Genomic DNA, 20203 nt, shown 5'->3' on the forward strand with positions numbered 1-20203 from the left:
TGTTAAGCCTCACCGAAACCGTCATGCACAAGCGCAAGCACGGCAGCAAGCGCCACCTCTCCGTCCGGTCCGGTGACCCGGAAATGCAGCGTCGCCCCCTGCGGAGCTTTTACACGCATCACCTTCACCGGACTCTTGGCATCCGTCCAAGGCCCATCTCCAGAGAGGGCGAGTTCGATCTTTGCGGCAAACCTCTTCGCACACTGCGTGAGCTTGACCGACGGCCGCGCATGAAGACCGACCTTGTTGACGAGAACCGCCGAGGCGGTCAGCGGCACCGACGTCTCACCTGCCCGGCTGGCGTGGGCATCATGCATAGAATTCCTCCGCGCTACGCTTGACGGCTGCGAGCGATGAGCCACCCGAGGATTCCGTCGCTGCAATCACCGCTCCTTCGACCACCGGAGCATTGCAGACGACGACGCGCGCCCTCCGATCTTCGGCTAACATTTCCACTGCCATCTCGGAATTTGTCTCCGCTCCACCGAGATCAACGAGCACAGCCACACCTGATGGGGACCACGCCGCCTCGATCGCCTCCAGGATTCCAGCAACATTCGTGCCGAGCCCTCCATCGACATCGCCGCCGGTCCAGGCGAGCGGCACCGCATTGCCCACCATCTGACGCACCATATCGGCCGCGCCTTCCGCAATCTTGGGCGAATGTGAAACGATGACGATTCCGACATTACCGCGATCTTGACTGTTCATAACCTTGCCTCGAATTCCAATACTTTGGCTGCAGCGCCGATCAACAGGGACACTGAGCGCGAACCGGGGTCCATGTGACCAATCGAACGTTCGCCGAGAAAAGAAGCCCTGCCGCGAATGGCGAGCATCGGCGTCGTGCGATCGGCCGCCTGCGCTGCCTCCATCGCAATCGCCCGCGCATCGCCACCCGCGGCCAATACCGCTTGCACCGGCACCAGCACGTCGAGCAGGGTCTTCTGTCCTGCTTCTGAGCGTCCGCGGGCCTTCACGGCGTTAATCGCCATATCCGCGGCCGCGACGAACTCTGCACGTGTCGGCTGCTCCGGAAGCGCCTTGCCCAGCTCCATGAAGAAAGTCCCGACCAGTGGCCCGGAGGCCCCGCCAACCTTCATGACCAGCGTCATTCCGATCGACTTCAGCATTTCCGGCAGTGATTTGTCCGCAAGGCCAGGCAATGTCGCGAGCACGGCTTCGAAGCCGCGCTTCATGTTCAAACCATGATCGCCGTCACCGATCGCCTGATCAAGGCCGGTCAGCTCGTCGGCGTGCTGGATCACCGCTTCCGCAAGCGCTCGCACCAGCTCTTCCCTGGAGGCCCGATCGAGGCTCATGCTGCGACCCTCCTGCCGGCCGCGTCGAAGAACAGCGGCTTGTTGAGGCGTAGTGACACGACGTCGCCGACATCTAACGTGGTCTCAGACTCCGCCAACGTCACAACGGGTTGGCCACCGAGATCCAGGTGCAGATGACTCTGGTCGCCGAGATGCTCGACCCGCGTGACGGTTGCCGACACGTCTCCGCCATTGCGCGTGATAGCCAGGTGCTCGGTACGCGCCCCGATGGTCTTGGCGCTCGACGGAGCCCCCGCAAACAGACCGGCCGGCAGCAGGTTGATCATCGGCTGGCCGAGCCGGGCAGCGACATAGGTGTTGACCGGGTTCTCGTAAATCTCGCGCGGCGTTCCGATCTGCATCAATCGCCCGGCCTCCATCACGCCGATGCGCGATGCCATGGTCATAGCCTCGGTTTGATCGTGGGTGACGTAGAGGATCGTCGCGCCGAGATCGATCTGGATGCGCTTAAGCTCCAGGCGCATTTCACCGCGCAGCTTGGCATCGAGCGAAGAAAGCGGCTCGTCCATCAGGTAGATCGAGGGCGAGCGCACCAGAGCGCGGCCAATCGCAACGCGCTGCATCTGCCCGCCCGACAACTGGGTCGCCTTGCTGTGGAGCTTGGCTTCGATATGGAGAAGACGCGCAACCTGTTCGACCTTTGCGCGAATTTCGGCCTCCGGCAGCCGGCGCGTCGGTGCGCGTAGCGCAAAGGCCATGTTCTCGAACACGGTCAGATGCGGGTACAACGAATATTGCTGGAATACGAAGGCGACGTCGCGATCCGCCGGCGCATCACTGGTCACATCGCGTCCGTCGATGCGGACCGAACCGCTGCCGGGCGCCTCTAATCCGGCGACGAGACGCAGCGTCGTCGTCTTGCCGGCGCCGGTCGGCCCCAGCAACGCAACGAATTCGCCGTCTCCAATGGTGAGGGACAGATCGACGACGGCTTGCGTCTTGCCAAACGCCTTGGAGACCGCCCCGATCTCGACTTCAGCCATGCTCGCCTCCCTCGTACAATGCGGTGCGTATTGCCCGTCCCGACCCCTGATCGAAGAGCGACAACGTATCGGGCCGAAAATCGAGCCCGACATTCACCCCAATCTGAAAGGGCATGCTGGCGGGCGAGCGGGCCTTGAGAGCGCCGTAAGACGTCGTCACCGTCACGATCTGCGTCGTGCCGAGATATTCCGACCCATAGATCTCGCCCCGCACCACCCCGCTATCGGAGAAGCGCACATGCTCGGGTCTGACGCCCAGGACAAGGTCGCTCTCCACCAACGCCTCGCGTGCGGTGGGTATCGCAACTTCGCGATCCCCGAGCCGGATCGCCTGCGCCCCGGATTGCAGGCTACCGCGAAACGGCAGGAAATTCATCGCTGGAGAACCGATGAAGTCGGCTACGAAGAGCGAAACAGGCCGGTCATAAATGTCGCGCGGACTCGCAATCTGCTCGACCACGCCGTTGTTCATCACCGCAATCAGGTCCGCCATTGCCATGGCTTCCAGTTGATCATGCGTGACGTAAACGGTCGTCGCGCCAAGCCGGTCATGCAACGCGCGCAATTCCTGGATCATCGCCTCGCGCATTTCAGTATCGAGCGCTCCGAGCGGCTCGTCCATCAGGAAGCATTCCGGCTTGCGGACGATCGCCCGCCCAAGCGCGACGCGCTGACGGTCGCCGCCGGTGAGGGTCGAAACCGACCGATCAAGGAGATGGGAGATACGCAGGATCCGAGCGGCCTCCACCACGCGCCGGTCGCGCTCCGCAGCTCCAATCCCCTCGCATTTGAGCGGAAAGCCGATATTGCGCCGGACATTCATGTGCGGATAGAGCGCAAATAGCTGAAAGACGAAGGCGATATCTCGCGCGGAGGCACGGTTCATCGTCACGTCCTCACCGTCGACGCTGATCGTGCCGGATGTCGGCAATTCCAGTCCTGCAATCATCCGCAGCGTTGTCGTCTTGCCGCACCCGGAAGGCCCAAGAAGACAAAGGAACTGTCCATCATCCACCGTAAAGCTCGCGCCCTTGACTGCGTGAAACTCTCCAAAGGATTTATTGAGCGCTTCGACCCTGATCTGTGCCATCGAGCGCTACTCCCGGACCTTCGAGACGATTGTGAACATCACCGTCCCAAAGAGAGTGACCACGAAAGACCAGGAATAAAGCGTTAGAGAAAACGGCTGCATCAGCATCACCACACCTGCGGCAATGATCGTCGTCGCGACCGCTTCCAGCGGACCGCGCCGCAACATTCTGCTCGTCAGGCTGACGTGCGGCGTTGACGTGTTCACATCAAGGTTCATTTGCGGACGGCTCCAAAGGTAATGCCGCGCAGAAGATGTTTGCGGAGCAGCACCGTAAACACCACGATCGGCACAAGGAAGATCGTCGTACCGGCGGCTACTGCGGGCCAATCCTGACCGCCCTCGCCGATGATGATCGGAATGAAAGGGGGCGCGGTCTGGGCGTTGCCAGAGGTCAGGAGGACCGCAAAGGCGTATTCGTTCCAGGCAAAAATCAGGCAGAAGATTGCCGTTGCGGCAATCCCGGTCGTTGCCTGCGGGAGAACCACCTTCACGAAAGCCTGGAAGCGCGTATAGCCATCGATCATTGCTGCTTCTTCGTATTCGCGCGGGATTTCGTCGATGAAGCCCTTGAGAAGCCAGACGGCGAGCGAGACATTCACCGAAGTGTAGAGCAGGATCATCCCGAGACGGGTATCCGATAACCCGACGGTCCGGTACATCAGGTAGATCGGGATCGCGACCGCGATTGGCGGCATCATCCTGGTCGATAGAATGAAGAACAGGAGGTCGTCCTTGAGAGGCACACGGAAGCGCGAAAAGCCATAAGCCGAGAGCGTACCGAGCGCGACGGCAAGCACCGTCGAGCCAAAGGCGATGATCAGCGAATTGATGAAGCGCGGCACATAGTTCGACGGCCCGGCGACAACCATGTTGCGGCTGCGCGCGATGTTGTCACAGAGCCCCTGCGGTGGCCCCAGCGTCTGGATAAACTCCTGGGTCTGGCGCGAGCGCGTTGTGAAGACGTTGCAATAGCCTTCAAGGGAGGGCTTGAAGAAGACCTTCGGCGGATAGGAGATCGCATCGTCAGGCGACTTGAACGAGGTGAGCACGATCCATATCAGCGGAACCATCGTTATGATGGCATAGAGTATGACGAGCAGGCCGGCAAAGCGGCGAGTGCCGGTCGACGGCTCGACGACTGAGTGGGCTGCGTTTGACGCGCTCATCGGCTTTTCACCCGGTTCAGCGCCTTGACGTAGATGTTGGCAAGGCCAAACACTGTCACGAACAGAATGATCGCGAAGGCCGAAGAATAGCCGGTTCGCCAGCTCTCAAAGGCTGCGCGCTTCAGTGTGATCGAAGCGACTTCCGTGGTCGAGCCCGGCCCTCCACCGGTCAGGAGGTTGACCATGTCGAACATCTTGAAATTCTCGATCCCGCGAAAGAGCACCGCGAGCATGATGAACGGCAGAGCCATCGGCAGCGTGATCGACCAGAACTGCCGCCAATTCGACGCGCGGTCGACCTCCGCTGCCTCGTAAATGTAATCCGGGATCGACCGCAGCCCCGCCAGGCAAATCAGCATCACGTAAGGCGTCCACATCCAGGCGTCGACGATGACGATGGCCCACGGACTGAGGGTCACGTCTCCCAGCATCTGGAACGACGAAGCGCCGCGCCCCGTGAAGAAGGCGACCACGTAGTTGAACAGCCCGATCTGCGGCTGATAGAGGAAGGTCCAGAAATTACCGACAACCGCGGGTGAGAGCATCATCGGCAATAGAATGATCGTGGTCCACAGGCCATGGCCGCGGAATTTCTTGTCGATCAGGAATGCAAGGCCGAATCCGAGCACTGTCTCGATCAGCACGGTCCAAACCACGAAATGCGCCGTGACCTGCATCGCCGCCCAGATATCCGGATCGGTCAGGATCGACTGGTACCAATCGGTCCCCAGCCATAGCGTCGGCGCGTTCGGCCGATTGGCGCGGTAGTTGGTAAAGGACAGGTAGATCGTCCATACCAGCGGGAAGATATTGATCGCCAGCAGCAGCACGATCGTCGGAGTGATGAAGAGCCATGCGAGCGCCTGGTCCGAAAGGCCGCGGATACGACGTATCACGCCTGGTCGGATCGGGACGGCCCGGTAGGTGATCTGCGACGAGGTACTTAAATCGTTCATGGCCTTGGTCAATCCTGGCGTCGCGATTGTCGTCCATGCGACGCCTGCGGGTTCTACCGAAGAGAGCCTGGAGCGCGCTCGGCGTGCGCTCCAGGCGTTTGCCCTAGAACTTCTTGCCTTCTTCTTTGAAGATCGCCTTCCAGTCCTTTACCAGGCCATCGAGCGCTTCCTGCGCGGTGCCCTTGTCCGCCACCACGTAGTCATGCACGCGCTTCTGTTCGGCTTGCAGCAGTTGCGCATAGGAAGGCTCGGCCCAGAAGTCGACGACCATTCCCATCGACTTCAAGAACTCGCCGGCGAACGGCGCGCTGTTCGGGAAGCCCGGATCGTTCAACACTGACTTGGCGCAGGAATAGCCGCCCAGCGCCCACCACTTCTTCTGCACATCTCCACCGGAGAACCATTTGATATATTGCAGCGCCTCGGCCTGGTTCTTGGAATAAGAAACGACCGAGATGCCCTGCCCGCCGAGCTGCGTCGCCTGGGTCGCGGGGCCTGCGGGATTGCTGAAGAAGCCGATCTTGTCCCCACCGACGTTCGGATCCTTGTAGAGGCCCGGGAAGAAGGCGAAGAAGTTCATCTGCAGCGCGACTTGCCCCGACTTGAACGCATCAAGGCCTTCGGACATGTAGGAGTTGGATGCGCCGGGGGGCGTACAGCACTTGTAGAGCTCCTTGTAGGCCTCGAGCCCCTTCACGGCGCCTTGCGAGTTGACGAACCCGTCCATTGAATACGGCTTCTTGGGATCCTGATATTGGAAGCCGTAATCATAGAGGTAGTTCGACACGCCCATGGTGATGCCTTCCGAGCCTCGCTCGGTATAGATCGAAGCGCCATAGACCTTCTTGCCGTCGATCTCGCGGCCCTGGAAGAATTTTGCGATGTCGCGCAGTTCATCGAGCGTCTTCGGCACGGCGAGATCGCGGCCGTATTTGGCCTTGAAATCCGCCTGGATCTCCGGCCGTGCAAACCAGTCCTTGCGATAGGTCCAGCCCACCGCGTCGCCCATGGCAGGCAGCGCCCAATAGTTCGGGCTGTTCTTCGGCCACTCGGAATAGCCGACCACCGTCGCGGGCATGTAGTCGTCCATACTGATTCCTTCTTTCTTGAAGAAATCGTTGAGCTTGACGTACTGACCGTTCTCGGCGGCGCCCCCGATCCATTGCGAATCCCCGATGATGAGATCGCACAGCGAGCCATGCGAATTGAGCTCGTTCAGGAAGCGGTCGGCATAGTTGGTCCACGGCACGAACTCGAACTTCATGCCGACGCCGGTCTTGGCGGTGAAGTCCTTCGACAATTCGACCAGGGCGTTGGCTGGATCCCACGCGGCCCAGCACAGCGTGATGGTCTTGGCCTGCGCATGCGCAGGAGTAGTCCCCACTCCGACACCGAGCGCGGATGCGAGAACTCCGCAAGTAGTAAGAAGCGCCTTCACTGTCTGTTTCATAACGCTTTCCCTCACAGTGGGGTCGGCCATCGACATGGCGCGACTCTCCAACCCGCTCGAATGCTTCGAGCAGAGCGATACAGTCCTTCACGGGCTGAACGACTAAACGGACGTTTCCTCGCGCCTGCCCGGATTCTTAGGGATTCAGCCAGGCTCGATTTGTTTAGTGAACCACGATATACTAAACATTGCAAGCAGGCTCTTCCGAGACGCCGTTATCTGACCGCGCGCCAGAAGCTGTCGAGTGGGGTAGCCCGTAGGAAAACATTGCGGCGACTGCTGTGTGTACCGAAACCTCAAACCCGGCCGTGGTGGTGGTGAAGTCCGCCCAGGATGGCGCGTGAACTGATCACACCGGTTCGCTGAACCGGGCGAGACACCGGCTCATCCCTGTTCCAGGATCGATGCGTTCTGACGCAATTGTAATAGTCCGCGTAGGCTTTCAGGATCCGGCGCAAATGCATCTCGCCCGAAACAATGATGTGGTCCACGCACTGCGAGTCCATGTGCGTTTTTCTGCAGCTATCGGGCAAGTCACACCTCGCGCCGGAACAGTCGCATGTCCGCGCGCATCAGATCTGGATGGGTGATCACGCTTGCGATGCACGAGCCGCGAGCTATAGCGCAGATGATCTCCCTCACCTCGCGGTTGAATTCGCCGAGCGGGACTGGCCAAGTTGTCGGCCTCGTGTCCGGGCATTGGTGAACGTGCGCGTAACGTCAGCTTTGGCCTCGAAACCCGGCACCTCCGATTTTGAAATCGCTTGGGGGCCTGCCCGTTATGCGTCGATGACAAGATCGGAAAGTGGGACGGCCTGGCATGTCAGGCAATGCCCCCCATCCAGATCCGCGCAATCGACGAAATGACGAACCTCGCCGGTCTTTATCGGCACGGCACAGCTTTCGCATTGTCCGACACGGCAACCACTCGGAAGCGTAAGCCCGGCGCCTTCCGCAGTCGCAAGGATGCTAATCAGCGGCACCTGCGGCGACCATGTCAGTGTTCGGCCAGAGCGGGCGAAATGAATCCGGCGCGGCACGAGGCTGTCGAGCGCGGATGGCGCGGGCGAACGGAAACGTTCCCTGAAGATCTCGAATGCAGGCACGCCACACGCCTGGAGACCCGCGCTCACCTCTTCCATCATCGCATCGGATGCGCACATGTAGAAGCGCGCACGCTTGTGCAACAGTTCCGGATCGATATCCGACACGGTGAACCGGCCCTGCCGGTCAAAGCTGTCGCCGCTTCGCGGCTGGCTCAAATATGTGACCAGGGTCAGGTTCGGAAGCCTCTGCCGCAGCCCCTCGATCCGATGCTGGAACGGACGGCTCTCGCTATCCCGGCAGCCATAGTGCAGCGTCACACGCGGTTCGTCGCTAGTTCCCTCCAGCGTTTCGAGATAGGACAGGAATGGTGTGATGCCGATGCCGCCGGCGATCAGAACGACCGGAAATTCGTTGCGCAGCGGCAGGACGAAGCCGCCTTTGGGTGACTGTAGTTCGACGACGTCACCGGGCGCGAGCCCATGCCTGATCGCCGTCGAGACCCGCCCGCCCGCGATGTGTCTGACGCCGATGTCGTAGGCCTCGGGTGACGCGGCCGCGGCTCCGGTGAGCGAATAGGATCGGATCGCATCGCCCATCCGGACGCTGACATACTGGCCCGGCCGAAAAGCGGGAAGCGAGCCACCGTCGACGGGCCGCAATGTCAGCCCGACCACATCGGAACATTCCTCGCGACGCTCCGCGACGGCGAATGACCGCCAGCCCTGCCAGGACGTACTCTCCTCAGGTGCGACATCGCAGGCAAAAGAGCGCAGCGCCAGTGCCCCGCTCAGGGGATCGCGGCCATCTTCAGCGATGATGGCGTTGAAACTCGCACCGACAGGCTGTGTCGCGTCCGGAAGATAGCCCGGAAGGCCAAGATCCGGCGCCGGCTGCCACCAGCCATAGTCGCTCGCCACCACATCCTGCGCGAGCGCATCGTTAAAGACGGCCCGCATCCGGATCGCGCCCATGCGGCTGCTGACGCGCATCCAATCACCTTCCTGGATACGCCTGCGGCGGGCGAGTTCAGGATGAAGCTCGGCCGTCGGCTCCGCGCGCTTGCGACGCAACGCATTGATGCCCCGATGCTGGCTATGGCAGAAATAGCCGCTATTGGCGGAGAACAGCGTCAGCGGAAACGCCTCATTACGACGCTCGGCCGGCTCGATGAAGCGCGGTACCGCCGGGTAGCCATGGCGATGCAGCAGTTCCGAATAGAGCTCGGCCTTGCCGGTCTGGGTGGCGAAGCCGGTCGTCTCATATTTGCGATGGAGATGCTTGAGCGGCACGCGAATGCCCTCCGGCCTGGCCCGTAGCGCTTCGAGGTCGAGTCCGAGCGGCGCGAGCAGATGCTCAAAGCCTTTCTCGACATCGCCGTCGAAGAACAGCTCGCCCATGCCGAGCCGTTTGGCGAGCTGGAACACGATCCACATATCCGAACGGGCCTCGCCCTGCCGCGGAATCATCTGCGGGCGCAGCTGCACCAGTTCCTGCGCCTCGGGTGAAATCTCGAAGCCCAGGCGCAGCGCTTCGTGCTCCCAGGGGCTCGAGACCGGCAGCACGATGTCGGCCATCTCGGCGGTCGGGTTCAGGAACAGATCGCAATGGACCTGGAAGTCGAGCGCCTTCAGCGCCTCCCGTCCACGCTCTGGCGCTGGATGCGACACGAGAAGATTGGAGCCGAACGCGAACAGCGCGCGCACGCGGTAAGGCTTGCCGGTCAAGGCCGCGTCATAGAAATCGCTGGAGGTGATCCAGCCGTCGGTCGGCGGGCCGAGCGGGCGCTCCGAGAGGCCGAGCGTGCGCGCTCTCGTCTCCAGCGGGATCATCGCGATGGAATGCAACGAGGGCACCGGAAGGCTGGGCATCCGGACATTGCCGCCCGGCGCATCGAAGCAGCCGGTCAGTGCATAGAGCGTTGCGACGGCGCGCTCCGTCTGTGAGGCATTTGTATGCTGTCCGAGCCCCGTCCAGCCGTGATAGCAAACCGATGCCGCAGCCGAGATCGTGGCCGCGAGTTGCTCGACCTGCGCCGCCGGAATACCGGTGGTACGCTCGACCGTCGCGGGATCGTAAGGCTCGGCCGCCGCGACATAGTGGTCGAAACCGGTGCGGCAGGCGATAGGACCCTCGGGACCGATCACTTCGAAGTTTCCTTCGAGCGCAGCCACAGCTAGTCCGTCCGCGGCGAGCGCCGCGCGACCCGCGGCCTCGTCCCAGACCAGGAAGCCGTCGCCCTGGAGCCCGATATCGCCGGCGCGCAAAAAGCAGCCGTCGCTGTTGCGGACCAGGAAGGCGGCATTGGTCCAGCGTCGTACGAACTCGGCGTCATAGGCGCGGTTGACGATCAACCAGCGTGCCAGGCCAAGCGCCAGCGCAGCATCGGTGCCGGGGCGGATCCGCAGCCACAGATCGGCGTCGCGCGCCGAGCCGGTCCGGCGCGGATCGATCACCGCAAGCTTGGCGCCGCGCGCCCGCGCGGCGCTGATCGCCTCCGCCTGGGCCAGCCAGACATTGGCGGGGTTGTGGCCCCAGAGCAGGATGAGTTCGGAATTGCGATAGTCCGCCGTCGGCAAGCCACAGCCGAAGGTGAAGGCGTGGGCGTGGTCCTTGTGCCAGTTGCAGATCTCAGTGGAGAAACAGTTGTTCGGACTGCCGAAGCCGCGGACGAAGCGCTGGATCCAGTCCAGGCTGTCTGATGTCGAGGACGAAGAGCCGGAGGTCACCGCGAACGCGACCGATTCCGGCCCAGTCTCTTCCCGGTAGCGCCCGAGCCGTTCGGTGATCTCGCTCAGTGCCTCGTCCCAAGATATCGGCACGAAGCCCGGATCGGTGGCGCCCTTCGGCGCGGTGCGTCGCAATGGCGTCTTGAGGCGCCTGGCCGAGTGCGCGATCTCCGGAGCGGCCCTGCCCTTTGGGCACAACGCCTTGCCGGTTGGATGAGCCGGATTCGGCTGCACAGCGACAAGCCTGTCATTCTCGACCACATTGAGCGTGCCGCAGCGGGAGCGGCACAACGTGCAGAAGCCAGGCTTTTCCTGCTTGGACATCGTCAGGCCTTCGTTGTCGAGCGCCCTCGCTCGGGAGACCGCACGAGGGAACTCGGATTGGCCAGCAGACTCGCGGCCGTGAGATCCTCGATCGCCGCGCCGACCGATTTGAACAGGGTGATCTCGTTGCGGTCAAGGCGACCCGACTTCGTGCCATTAGTCAGTTCATGGAGATCGCCGCAAATCCTGTCGGCGCTCCAGCTTCCGGCGGCGATGGGTTGCAGAAGGTCTCCCGCCTCGGCCAGTGCTCCGGCATAGGTGTCGATGAAGACGCGGCTGCGCAAAACGGCGTCATCGTCGCTTTCGCGCATCTGCGGTGTGAAAGCACCGACAAGGTCGACGTGGGTTCCCGGCCGCAGCAGTGCCCCTTTGACCAAAGGCTCGGTCGACGTCGTGGCGCAGGTGACGATGTCAGCCTGCGGCAAGGCCTCGGCAAGGTCGGCCGCACTGGCTGCGTTGACGCCCCGCCGGACAAGCGTATCGGCCAGGGCCAGCGCGCGCTGAGGATTGCGTCCCCAGACCAGCACCTTCTCGATCGGACGTACGGCGCAGTGGGCTGCGACGAGGTGAGGTGCGAGATGGCCGGTTCCGACGACAAGCAGTGTGCGGCTGTCGGTGCGCGACAGATAGTCGGATGCCAGCGCCGAGGCGGCCGCAGTGCGCCGGTTGGTCAGGGCTTCGCCGTCGATCATGGCGCGCGGCTGGCCGGTCTGGCCATCAAGCAGGAAATAGAGCGACGACACCGCTCCGAGACCGCGCTCGGCGTTCTGCGGAAACACCGTGACGAGCTTGACGCCGAGCGCCTCGCCGCGAACCCAGGCCGGCATCGTCAGGAGACGGGCGGGCGCGCCGTCGACGCCGACCTCGTAGGCCTGCCGCAACGGCATCGGCTCGCCGTCGCGCCTGAAGGCCTCGCGCAATGCTTCGATCAGCTTGGGAAAGGCAAGCGCGGCATGGACGTCGGCAGCGGAGTAACTGCGCAGCATCGGTATCATCCCGTCCCAATCATGAAAGTGCGCTGATACCGGTGCAAATCCAGATGACTTCGGCATCCTCCTTGCTCAACGACACGATGGCATGGCCCATCTTGCTGTCGAAATAGGTGCTGTCGCCTACCTCGAGCGTGACGGGAGCATAGAATTCCGTGAACACCCGGACGGTGCCGGACAGAACGCACAAGAACTCCTCGCCCTCGTGACGCACCCAGCCAGGGAACTCGTCCAGGCTGCGCGCCCTGATCCGCGCCTTGAACGGCAGGATGTGTTTCTGCGAAAGGTCGGTCGCCAGCACTTCGTAGTCGTAAGTATCGGTCGGATGCGGCTTGCCCTCGCCGCTACGGGTGACGCTGCGGCGGCCAAAGGGCGCGCTCTGGCGACGCTGGTCGAACAGCTCGACGATGTCGAGCTCGACCCCGCGCGTGATCTTCTGGAGCACGTCATAGGTCGGCGACATCTGGCCGTTCTCGATCTTCGACAGGGTCGAGCGGGCGACCCCTGTGCGCTCGCTCACCTCTTTTAAGGTCCAACCCTTGTCGATCCGTACGCGCTTCAGCCTCTGACCGAGATCGTCGCTTGTCTCGGCCGGCGCGACGTCGGCCGAGAAACGCGCTGGCACGATCTCGGCGGCCGCGGGCTCCCTCAGCGACGGTCGCGTCGCAGTCTTCTTCATCGCGGCTCTCTCCCTTTTATTGCGTAAGCGACGCCCGGCGGCGCGAAACCGCCGGGACTTGCCTCACTTCTTTACGAGCGGGCATTCACTCTGGGCAAGAGATTGAAACGCCTGCTCCCCAGGGACCGTCGCCACGACATTATAATAGTCCCATGGCTGCTTCGATTCGGAAGGTTTCTTGACCTGGACCAGCAGCATGTCGTGGACCATGCGGCCGTCCTCGCGCACCTTGCCGCCCTTGGCGAAGAAGTCGTCCACAGGCAGCTCGCGCATCTTGGCAGCCACGGCCTTGGCTTCATCGGTGCCGGCGGCCTGGATCGCCTTGAGATAGTGCCGGATCGAGGAATAGACGCCGGCCTGCGGCGCAGTCGGCATGGCCTTGCGCACCTCGAAGAAGCGCTTGGCGAAAGCCCGTGTCTCGTCGTTCTGGTCCCAATAGAAGCCCTCGATGAACGAAATCCCCTGCGCGGTCGACAAGCCGATCGCGTGGACGTCGGTGATGAACACGACCGGCGCGGAGATGGACTGGCCGCCCGCGATGATACCGAACTCATTGGCCTGCTTGATCGCCGTCGTCATGTCCTTGCCGGCGGTGGCGAGAACAATGACCTTGGCTTTCGACGCCTGCGCCGGCAGCAGGAACGCCGAGAGATCGTTCGCGCCGAAGGGATGGCGGATGGTGCCCAGAACCTTGCCGCCATTCGCCTTGATCGCCTCGCTTGCGATCTTCTCGAGCGAATGTCCGAAGGCGAAGTCGGCGGTGATGATGAAGAAGGTGTCGTTGCCTTTGTCGATCAGGGCCTTCATCGGTCCGACCGCGTTGGAATAGTTGTCGTAGACCCACTGAAAGCCGGTCGGCGAACACTGTTTGCCGGTCAGATCCGTCGTGCCCGGCGACGAGAACAGCGCGACGCGGTTGGTCTCGCGCGTCAACTGCTGCACCGCGAGCGCAATCGCGCTGTTGGTGACGTCCGAGATCGCGTCGACCTTCTCGTTCTCGATCCAGCGCCGGGCTATGCCGACGCCGATGTCGGCCTTCTGCTGATGATCGGCGCCGATGATCTCGATGGGCTTGCCGAGAACCTTGCCGCCGAAGTCCGCTGCCGCCATCTGCGCCGCCAGGAGCGAGCCCGGCCCATTCAGGACGGAGTACTGGCCGGACATGTCGGTCAGTACACCGATCTTGACCACGTCGTCGCTGACCTGGGCCGTGGCCTGACCGCCGACGGCGAACGAAGCCAGGAAGAGCGCGGCCGCGATCCCGCGCAAGGATTTGGAAGGCGTCTGTTGCATCATCTATTCCCTGTTGTCAGATCCACTCTCTCGAGCGGGTTTGGCCCGGTCCTGTCCCGCTCCGCCGGACGGCGAAGCTTTTGTTCGAAATGTCTCTGCTCACTCCTGCGGCGCGACCACCACCTCGCGGAGCGCGGCGGACGCAGCCGGCGGTGTCCGGCGCAGGCGATGCCAGAGGGATCAATTCGCCGACGATGCCGCGCCGGAAGGCGAGCACGCAGAGCACGAAGATCAAGCCGTGAATGACGGTGACCCATTGCCCGAATGCCGCCAGATAGTTCTGCATCGCGACGACGATGAAGGCGCCGACCAGCGGGCCATAGAGGGTGCCGACGCCGCCAAGAAACGTCATCAGCAGCACTTCGCCCGACATCGACCAGTGCACGTCAGTGAGGCTGGCGAGCTGGCTGACGATCGCCTTGGTCGAACCCGCAAGCCCCGCCAGAGCCGCCGAGAGCACAAAGGCGACGAGCTTGTAGCGATTGGTTTCAAAGCCGAGCGACTGGGCACGCACGTCATGATCGCTGATCGCCTTCAACACGCGCCCGAACGGCGCCCCCACCAACCGCATGATCAGGAAAAAGCCGCCGAGGAATATCACCAGCACGAAGCCATAGAGATTTGCCGGCTGCGAAAGGTCGATGCGGCCGAACAGCATGCCACGTGGAACGGCCTGCAACCCGTCTTCGCCGCCGGTAAAGCGCGCCTGGAGCGCCACGAAATAGACCATCTGCGCGAACGCAAGCGTCACCATCGCGAAGTAGATGCCGCTGCGACGAATAGCGAGCCAGCCGGTGACGAGGCCGAGCATGGCCGCTGTTGCAGTCCCGGCCAGGATCGCAAGCTCGGGAGATAGCCCCCAGATCTTGGCGGCATGGCCGCAGACGTAGCCGGCCGAGCCCAGGAACATCGAGTGGCCGAAGGAGACGAGCCGCCCGTATCCGGCAACCAGGTTGAAGGCGCAGGCGAACAGCGCGAAAATCATCGCCTTCATCATGAAGCCGGGATAGACGACGAGTGGCGCGGCCGCGAGGCAGCAGGCGAGTGCCAGGAAGATCAGCGTCTGCGTACGCATCGACGGCGCGGTCGCCGACAGGCCGGACTGCGGTTGGCCCTGCGCCGCCTCGAGCTTCGAGCCGAACAACCCCGCTGGACGGATCAGCAGCACCACCGCCATCACGACAAAGACAACCGTCGTTGAGGCTTCGGGATAGAAGGCCTTCGTCAGGCCCTCGATGATGCCGACGAGAAAGCCGGTCACGATCGCGCCCATGATCGAGCCCATGCCGCCGATCACCACCACAGCAAAGACGACGATCAAGAGATCTGCGCCCATCAGCGGACTGACCTGGTAAACCGGCGCGGCCAGCACGCCCGCCAGCGCGGCAAGCGCGACGCCGGCGCCGTAGGTCAGCGTGATCATGCGCGGGACGCGGATTCCGAACGCCTGTACCAGCATCGGGTTTTCGGTTGCGGCACGCAGGTAGGCGCCAAGCTTGGTGCGCTCGATGACGTACCAGGTGCCGAGGCAGATCACGACAGAGGTTACGATCACCCAGGCCCGGTAGTTCGGCAGGAACATGAAGCCGAGATTGCGGCCGCCCGTCAGCGCCTGTGGAATCGTATAGGGCTGGCCGGAGGATCCGAACCAGTTGCTGAAGGCGCCCTGCACCATCAGCGCGAGACCGAAGGTGAGGAGCATGCCGTAGAGATGGTCGAGCTTGTAAAGGCGCCGCAGCAGCAACACCTCGATCACGATGCTGATCGCACCGACGATGAGCGGCGCCAGGATCAGCGCCCACCAATAGCCGACGCCGAGATAATTGAGCAGAAGCCACGCGCCCATCGCGCCGATCATGTACTGCGCGCCATGCGCGAAGTTCACGATGTTCATCATTCCGAAGATCACCGCCAGCCCGAGGCTCAGCATGGCGTAAAACGCTCCGTTGATCAGCCCGAGCAGGAGCTGGCCATAGAGGACTGCAGAAGGGACGCCGAGGATCGTGGTCATGATGCCCTTTAAAGTCCGAGATAGCTCTTGAGCGCGCCCAGTCGGCCCTCGAACGCCGCGCCCGGAATTTCCTCGACGACACGGCCGAGCTCCATGATGTAGTGTCGGTCGGCTAGGCCGGCGGCGAAGCCGACATTCTGCTCGACCAACAGGATGGTGAAGCCGAGCGCCTTCAGTTCGGTGATTGTCCGGCCGATCTGGTGGATGATCACGGGAGCGAGCCCCTCGGTCGGCTCGTCGAGCAGCAGAATGCGCGCACCCGTGTGCAGAATGCGCCCGAGCGCCAGCATCTGCTGCTCGCCGCCGGACAGCTTGGTGCCCTGGCTGTCGAGACGCTCCTTCAGATTGGGAAACAGCGCGAGGATCTGCGCGACCGTCATGCCGCCGGCGGCGACCTTCGGCGGCGGCAGCAGGTTTTCGCGCACGCTCAGGCTCGCGAAGATGCCGCGTTCCTCCGGACAGAAGGCGATGCCCTTGCGCGCGATGTCGTAAGGTGCGGCACCGATGAGTTCGTGGCCATCGAGTGTGATCGAGCCCGAGCGCTTGTCCAGCAGCCCCATGATCGCCTTCAATGTCGTGATTTTTCCGGCACCATTGCGGCCGAGCAGCGTCACCACTTCCCCGGCGCGGACACTGAAATCCATCCCGTGCAAGACTTTGGACTCGCCGTACCAAGCCTGGAGATCGCGGACCCCGAGGCTCTCACTCATGCGCCTGCCCCGTATAGGCAGCCATCACGTCGGCGCGCGAGGACACTTCGGCATAGCTTCCCTGCGCCAGCACTTCGCCGCGCACCATCACGGTGATGGTGTCGGCAAGCTCGGCGACCACATTCATGTTGTGCTCGACCAGCAAGACCGTACGGCCCTTGCCGGCCTCTCGGATCAATTGCGTCACCCGCCCGATATCTTCATGACCGAGCCCTGCCATAGGCTCGTCGAGCAGCAGCACGCTGGGCTCCAGCGCGAGCGTCGTCGCAAGTTCGAGCACGCGCTTGCGGCCATAGGAAAGACTGCCCGCCATCGTCCCGGCATAGTCGGTCAGGCCGAAGCGCTCGAGCAACGTGTCGGCGCGCTCCAGCACGCGACGATGATGCGCAATCCGGCCGAGCAGATTCCAGGCGAGACCATGCTCGCGCAGCAGCGCGAGCTCGATATTCTCGCGCACAGTCAATCCGGCGAAGACTGCGGAGATCTGGAAGGAGCGCACCACGCTGCGCTTGGCCATCGCCGGCATGCTGAGGCGGGTGACGTCCTGGCCATCGTGCAGGATCGTGCCGGCTGAAGGCGGAAGGAATTTCGTCAGAAGGTTGAACAGGGTGGTCTTGCCGGCCCCGTTGGGGCCGATCACGGCGTGCATGCTGTTGCGGGCAAGGCGGAAGTTGACACCGTTGACGGCGAAGAAGCCGCCGAACTCGCGGCTCAGACCGCGAGTCTCCAGAGCGTAAACGGCGCCGTCCGTCATGCCTTTGCCCTGCTGACGTCTGGATCGCAGCTTGGAGAGACGGGTTTGGACCAGACCGCGGGTCCATCCTTGACCAAAAGTTTCCTATCGTCAACTTATTTCCTATAGGATCATTTTGTTGCACTTCTGAATTTCTGGTCTACAGCCGCGCCTCGATCAGATGGACGAACTGCGCCCCGACCTCGTACAGCGCCGTCCTCGCGCTCCGGAAATTGGGCTTGATCGGCGTCGATGCCGGAAGCGGCAGGTCCTTCTCGTCGAGTTGTCCGAGCGCGTAGAGGGCGAGCAAACGCCCGAACGTCGTACCGGGCGCAATGCCGCGCCCGTTGTAGCCGCTGAAGCCGAACACGTTTTCGGCGAGCTTGTGGAAGCGCGGCAGGTGATCGTCGGTCATGCCGATCAGGCCGTACCACTCCGCTTCGAACCTGACGTCCCCGATTTGCGGGAAAAGCTTCTTGAGCGCCCGTCGTGCCCAGGATCGATGAACCGCAGCACCCGTCCCTCGGAGCGCGCCGCAACTTCCGAACACGAGGCGGCCGGCGCGATCGAAGCGAAACGAACTCAGCACCTCATTGGTGTCCCAGGCGCCTTGCCGTTCGGGAAGAATGGATGCGCGAACGTTGTCGGACAACGGCTGGGTGGCGAAGTTGAAATAGGGCAGATGGATCTGCTCCGTTCTGACTTCGGACCAGGGCCCTGTCGCATAGGCGTCCGTTGCCACGATGACGCGATCGGCGATGACGTGGCCGCCCGCAGCGTGCAGCTTCCACTTTCCGTCAACCCGCTCGGCCGAGGTAACCGCGCTGCGGGTGAATATCTTCGCGCCGACATTCACGGCGTTGCGGGCAAGGCCCCGCGCATACGCCAGCGGCTGGATCGTGCCTGCGCGCCGATCCCACAACGATCCTGCATAGGCCGACGAGCCAATTTTCGCGGCGGTGTCGGCGGCGTTCAGCAACTCGACCGGCGCACCGCGACGGCTCCACTGCGCCGCACGCTGCTCCAGCTCCCTCAACCCTTTGAGCCCGACGGCGCAATGGAGCGTGCCGGCACGCTCCACCTCGCATTCGATGCGGTGGCGCTCGATTAGATCGAACACCAATTTCGGGGCGTCGCCCAGCAATTCGAGAAGACGCTCACCGTAATCGCCACCAAGCACGTCGCCAAGGACGTCCGGCATCACCCACATGCCGGCATTGACCAAGCCGACGTTCCGGCCGGCCCCGCCAAAGCCGATCTCCACCGCCTCGAGCAGCGCGACATTGGCGCCTGCCTCTGCGAGATGGAGCGCGGCCGACAGACCGGTATACCCGCCGCCGACGATGGCCGTGTCGACCCTGATCGATCCCTTCAGTCCGCTCGTTTCCGGGGCCGGTGGCGCGGTCAACTCCCAAAGACCGTGGGATCTGGCGTTGTCTAGCATCGGCTTCGACGTCCTCGTCTGTTTCCGCCCGCAGGGTCGAGGTGTCCGAGGCACGTTGACTGGTTCATTCCAATTCGGCAAGTGAGATGCCGACCGCTGCAGGGGGCCGAATACCAGGACTGCGGGTCCGGGCGGTAGTCTAGCGTTGCCAGTTGCGGCGGGCCAAGTCATGTTTGGTCAAGATCTCATTCGGCTGGAGAATGACGTGCAAGGCCCCCGCCGCTTCCTACCCTCACTGCCTCTGTTAACCGCCTTTGAAGCGGCGGCACGGACCGGGAGCATCACTGCCGCGGCCAGGGAGCTATCGCTGACGCAGAGCGCGGTGAGCCGCCAGGTCAAGGCGCTGGAGGAGCAGCTCGAGGTCGAGCTTTTTCATCGCGAGCGGCAGACCATCCGCCTGACCGTGGGTGGAGACGCATACGCCCGCGAGATACGCGATGCGCTGCGCAAAATCAGCACGGCTTCGCTCAATCTGCGCGCCAATCTGTTCGGCGGCACGCTGACTCTCGCAATCCTTCCAACCTTTGGCACACGATGGCTGGCGCCGCGGCTGCCCAAATTCCTTGCGGGTAATCCCGGCATCACCATCAATCTGGTCACGCGGTTGTCGAGCTTCGACTTCAGGCTTGAGCCCGTCGACGCGGCGATCCATTTCGGGCGCCCGGAATGGCAAGGGGGTGAACTGGCTTTGCTGCGGTCGGAGACCGTGATCCCCGCATGCAGCCCAGAATTGCGAAGGCAATATGATTTCAAGGAAGCAAGCGATCTCCGGAAGGCCCCTCTCCTGCATTTGACGACGCGCCCGGACGCATGGGAGCGATGGCTCACGCTCCACGGCGTGGACGCCCATGCTGTCCACGGCATGCTGCTGGATCAATTCGCCACCGCATCGCAGGCGGCGATCTCCGGGCTAGGCATCGCGCTGCTTCCCGAATTTCTCATCGAGGAGGAGTTGAGTGCCGGCAAGCTGGTGCGCGCCCTCGACCTGCCGATGAAAAGCGCCGAGGCCTACTATCTGGTCTGGCCGACCGACCGGGCATCCCACCCGCCACTTGTTGCCTTCCGGGAATGGCTTCTCCTGGAAACGGCACCAGACCGCTGAAGGTCGCCGCCTGACAGCGTCAGGCCTGCTGGCTTGCACTCACCTGCGAGCGATTTTGGATTTCGCCCCTGGTCATTCAGCCTCAGAATGACTTATTGAACTTCTATCGTTTGAAAATGCCGGGCCATTGTCCTCTCTATGAGGTGGGCGATCG

The 20203-nt window shown here is 62.8% G+C and carries 18 protein-coding genes and 2 pseudogenes; 2 read left to right on the forward strand and 18 right to left on the reverse strand.

Translation table 11 applies throughout. From position 1 onward, the window contains the following. Positions 1-2: 2 nt before the first annotated feature. The 9 genes from XI08_RS00185 to XI08_RS00225 all read right to left on the reverse strand — a co-directional run bounded on the left by XI08_RS00185 (position 3) and on the right by XI08_RS00225 (position 6991). Positions 3-317, reverse strand: a complete 315-nt coding sequence (locus tag XI08_RS00185; protein WP_027548766.1) for an HPr family phosphocarrier protein — start codon at positions 315-317, stop codon at positions 3-5. After that, complete coding sequence (gene dhaM, locus XI08_RS00190) at positions 310-711, reverse strand: dihydroxyacetone kinase phosphoryl donor subunit DhaM (protein ID WP_027548767.1); 402 nt, start codon at positions 709-711, stop codon at positions 310-312. The genes XI08_RS00185 and dhaM overlap by 8 nt, the downstream gene beginning before the upstream one ends. Continuing rightward, positions 708-1322 (reverse strand): dihydroxyacetone kinase subunit DhaL, encoded by a 615-nt coding sequence (gene dhaL, locus XI08_RS00195; protein WP_271572848.1) that lies wholly within the window; start codon positions 1320-1322, stop codon positions 708-710. Before dhaL ends, dhaM begins: the two co-directional genes overlap by 4 nt. After that, complete coding sequence (locus XI08_RS00200; RefSeq protein ID WP_271572849.1) at positions 1319-2326, reverse strand: ABC transporter ATP-binding protein; 1008 nt, start codon at positions 2324-2326, stop codon at positions 1319-1321. Before XI08_RS00200 ends, dhaL begins: the two co-directional genes overlap by 4 nt. After that, positions 2319-3416: an ABC transporter ATP-binding protein gene (locus XI08_RS00205; protein ID WP_271572850.1), complete on the reverse strand. Its 1098-nt coding sequence runs from the start codon at positions 3414-3416 to the stop codon at positions 2319-2321. The genes XI08_RS00200 and XI08_RS00205 overlap by 8 nt, the downstream gene beginning before the upstream one ends. A 6-nt stretch (positions 3417-3422) precedes the next feature. Beyond that, entirely contained in the window at positions 3423-3635 is a 213-nt protein-coding gene (locus tag XI08_RS00210; protein ID WP_271572851.1) for a hypothetical protein, read from the reverse strand. Continuing rightward, positions 3632-4585 (reverse strand): carbohydrate ABC transporter permease, encoded by a 954-nt coding sequence (locus XI08_RS00215; RefSeq protein ID WP_027548772.1) that lies wholly within the window; start codon positions 4583-4585, stop codon positions 3632-3634. Before XI08_RS00215 ends, XI08_RS00210 begins: the two co-directional genes overlap by 4 nt. Continuing rightward, a complete protein-coding gene (locus tag XI08_RS00220) occupies positions 4582-5541 on the reverse strand; it encodes a carbohydrate ABC transporter permease (RefSeq protein ID WP_014492573.1) in 960 nt (319 codons plus the stop codon). The genes XI08_RS00215 and XI08_RS00220 overlap by 4 nt, the downstream gene beginning before the upstream one ends. Positions 5542-5644: 103 nt before the next feature. Next, positions 5645-6991, reverse strand: coding sequence for an ABC transporter substrate-binding protein (locus XI08_RS00225; RefSeq protein WP_271572852.1), 1347 nt, complete (start codon positions 6989-6991; stop codon positions 5645-5647). 453 nt (positions 6992-7444) lie between these two features. Between XI08_RS00225 and XI08_RS46110 the strand changes: the two are divergent. Beyond that, a pseudogene (locus XI08_RS46110) lies at positions 7445-7627 on the forward strand (hypothetical protein); the annotation flags it as partial. 143 nt (positions 7628-7770) lie between these two features. Here the strand turns inward: XI08_RS46110 and XI08_RS00230 are convergent. From XI08_RS00230 to XI08_RS00265, 9 genes and pseudogenes are all read right to left on the reverse strand, one after another. Beyond that, entirely contained in the window at positions 7771-11088 is a 3318-nt protein-coding gene (locus XI08_RS00230; RefSeq protein ID WP_271572853.1) for a molybdopterin-dependent oxidoreductase, read from the reverse strand. A gap of 2 nt (positions 11089-11090) precedes the next feature. Then, a complete protein-coding gene (locus tag XI08_RS00235) occupies positions 11091-12074 on the reverse strand; it encodes an ornithine cyclodeaminase family protein (protein ID WP_333926631.1) in 984 nt (327 codons plus the stop codon). A 19-nt stretch (positions 12075-12093) separates the two neighbouring features. Then, entirely contained in the window at positions 12094-12756 is a 663-nt protein-coding gene (locus tag XI08_RS00240) for a helix-turn-helix domain-containing protein (protein WP_271572854.1), read from the reverse strand. 63 nt (positions 12757-12819) lie between these two features. Continuing rightward, positions 12820-14049 (reverse strand): ABC transporter substrate-binding protein, encoded by a 1230-nt coding sequence (locus XI08_RS00245; RefSeq protein ID WP_271572855.1) that lies wholly within the window; start codon positions 14047-14049, stop codon positions 12820-12822. Positions 14050-14065: 16 nt separating this feature from the next. After that, positions 14066-15124, reverse strand: a complete 1059-nt coding sequence (locus XI08_RS45910) for a branched-chain amino acid ABC transporter permease (RefSeq protein ID WP_333926704.1) — start codon at positions 15122-15124, stop codon at positions 14066-14068. Between the two features lie 60 nt (positions 15125-15184). Continuing rightward, positions 15185-16060 (reverse strand): annotated as a pseudogene (locus XI08_RS45915) (branched-chain amino acid ABC transporter permease); the annotation flags it as partial. Positions 16061-16068: 8 nt separating this feature from the next. Then, complete coding sequence (locus tag XI08_RS00255; RefSeq protein WP_271572857.1) at positions 16069-16770, reverse strand: ABC transporter ATP-binding protein; 702 nt, start codon at positions 16768-16770, stop codon at positions 16069-16071. Next, positions 16763-17524, reverse strand: coding sequence for an ABC transporter ATP-binding protein (locus XI08_RS00260; RefSeq protein ID WP_027548779.1), 762 nt, complete (start codon positions 17522-17524; stop codon positions 16763-16765). Before XI08_RS00260 ends, XI08_RS00255 begins: the two co-directional genes overlap by 8 nt. Before the next feature lie 139 nt (positions 17525-17663). After that, positions 17664-18947: an NAD(P)/FAD-dependent oxidoreductase gene (locus XI08_RS00265; RefSeq protein ID WP_271572858.1), complete on the reverse strand. Its 1284-nt coding sequence runs from the start codon at positions 18945-18947 to the stop codon at positions 17664-17666. A gap of 169 nt (positions 18948-19116) precedes the next feature. Here XI08_RS00265 and XI08_RS00270 point away from each other — a divergent pair, with 169 nt between their 5' ends. Further along, the gene (locus XI08_RS00270) at positions 19117-20049 is read left to right on the forward strand and encodes a LysR family transcriptional regulator (RefSeq protein WP_442869742.1); all 933 of its coding nucleotides are present in this window, start codon (positions 19117-19119) and stop codon (positions 20047-20049) included. The last annotated feature ends 154 nt before the right edge of the window (positions 20050-20203 follow it).

Source organism: Bradyrhizobium sp. CCBAU 11361 (assembly GCF_028128935.1).
Classification (GTDB): Bacteria; Pseudomonadota; Alphaproteobacteria; order Rhizobiales; family Xanthobacteraceae; genus Bradyrhizobium; species Bradyrhizobium niftali.

Excerpts from the sequence above, each read along its gene's own strand:
- XI08_RS00185 (WP_027548766.1), bottom strand. The coding sequence starts at position 317 with ATGCATGATGCCCACGCCAGCCGGGCAGGTGAGACGTCGGTGCCGCTG.
- dhaM (WP_027548767.1), bottom strand. The coding sequence starts at position 711 with ATGAACAGTCAAGATCGCGGTAATGTCGGAATCGTCATCGTTTCACAT.
- dhaL (WP_271572848.1), bottom strand. The coding sequence starts at position 1,322 with ATGAGCCTCGATCGGGCCTCCAGGGAAGAGCTGGTGCGAGCGCTTGCG.
- XI08_RS00200 (WP_271572849.1), bottom strand. The coding sequence starts at position 2,326 with ATGGCTGAAGTCGAGATCGGGGCGGTCTCCAAGGCGTTTGGCAAGACG.
- XI08_RS00205 (WP_271572850.1), bottom strand. The coding sequence starts at position 3,416 with ATGGCACAGATCAGGGTCGAAGCGCTCAATAAATCCTTTGGAGAGTTT.
- XI08_RS00210 (WP_271572851.1), bottom strand. The coding sequence starts at position 3,635 with ATGAACCTTGATGTGAACACGTCAACGCCGCACGTCAGCCTGACGAGC.
- XI08_RS00215 (WP_027548772.1), bottom strand. The coding sequence starts at position 4,585 with ATGAGCGCGTCAAACGCAGCCCACTCAGTCGTCGAGCCGTCGACCGGC.
- XI08_RS00220 (WP_014492573.1), bottom strand. The coding sequence starts at position 5,541 with ATGAACGATTTAAGTACCTCGTCGCAGATCACCTACCGGGCCGTCCCG.
- XI08_RS00225 (WP_271572852.1), bottom strand. The coding sequence starts at position 6,991 with ATGAAACAGACAGTGAAGGCGCTTCTTACTACTTGCGGAGTTCTCGCA.
- XI08_RS00230 (WP_271572853.1), bottom strand. The coding sequence starts at position 11,088 with ATGTCCAAGCAGGAAAAGCCTGGCTTCTGCACGTTGTGCCGCTCCCGC.
- XI08_RS00235 (WP_333926631.1), bottom strand. The coding sequence starts at position 12,074 with ATGCTGCGCAGTTACTCCGCTGCCGACGTCCATGCCGCGCTTGCCTTT.
- XI08_RS00240 (WP_271572854.1), bottom strand. The coding sequence starts at position 12,756 with ATGAAGAAGACTGCGACGCGACCGTCGCTGAGGGAGCCCGCGGCCGCC.
- XI08_RS00245 (WP_271572855.1), bottom strand. The coding sequence starts at position 14,049 with ATGCAACAGACGCCTTCCAAATCCTTGCGCGGGATCGCGGCCGCGCTC.
- XI08_RS45910 (WP_333926704.1), bottom strand. The coding sequence starts at position 15,124 with ATGCGTACGCAGACGCTGATCTTCCTGGCACTCGCCTGCTGCCTCGCG.
- XI08_RS00255 (WP_271572857.1), bottom strand. The coding sequence starts at position 16,770 with ATGAGTGAGAGCCTCGGGGTCCGCGATCTCCAGGCTTGGTACGGCGAG.
- XI08_RS00260 (WP_027548779.1), bottom strand. The coding sequence starts at position 17,524 with ATGACGGACGGCGCCGTTTACGCTCTGGAGACTCGCGGTCTGAGCCGC.
- XI08_RS00265 (WP_271572858.1), bottom strand. The coding sequence starts at position 18,947 with ATGCTAGACAACGCCAGATCCCACGGTCTTTGGGAGTTGACCGCGCCA.
- XI08_RS00270 (WP_442869742.1), top strand. The coding sequence starts at position 19,117 with ATGTTTGGTCAAGATCTCATTCGGCTGGAGAATGACGTGCAAGGCCCC.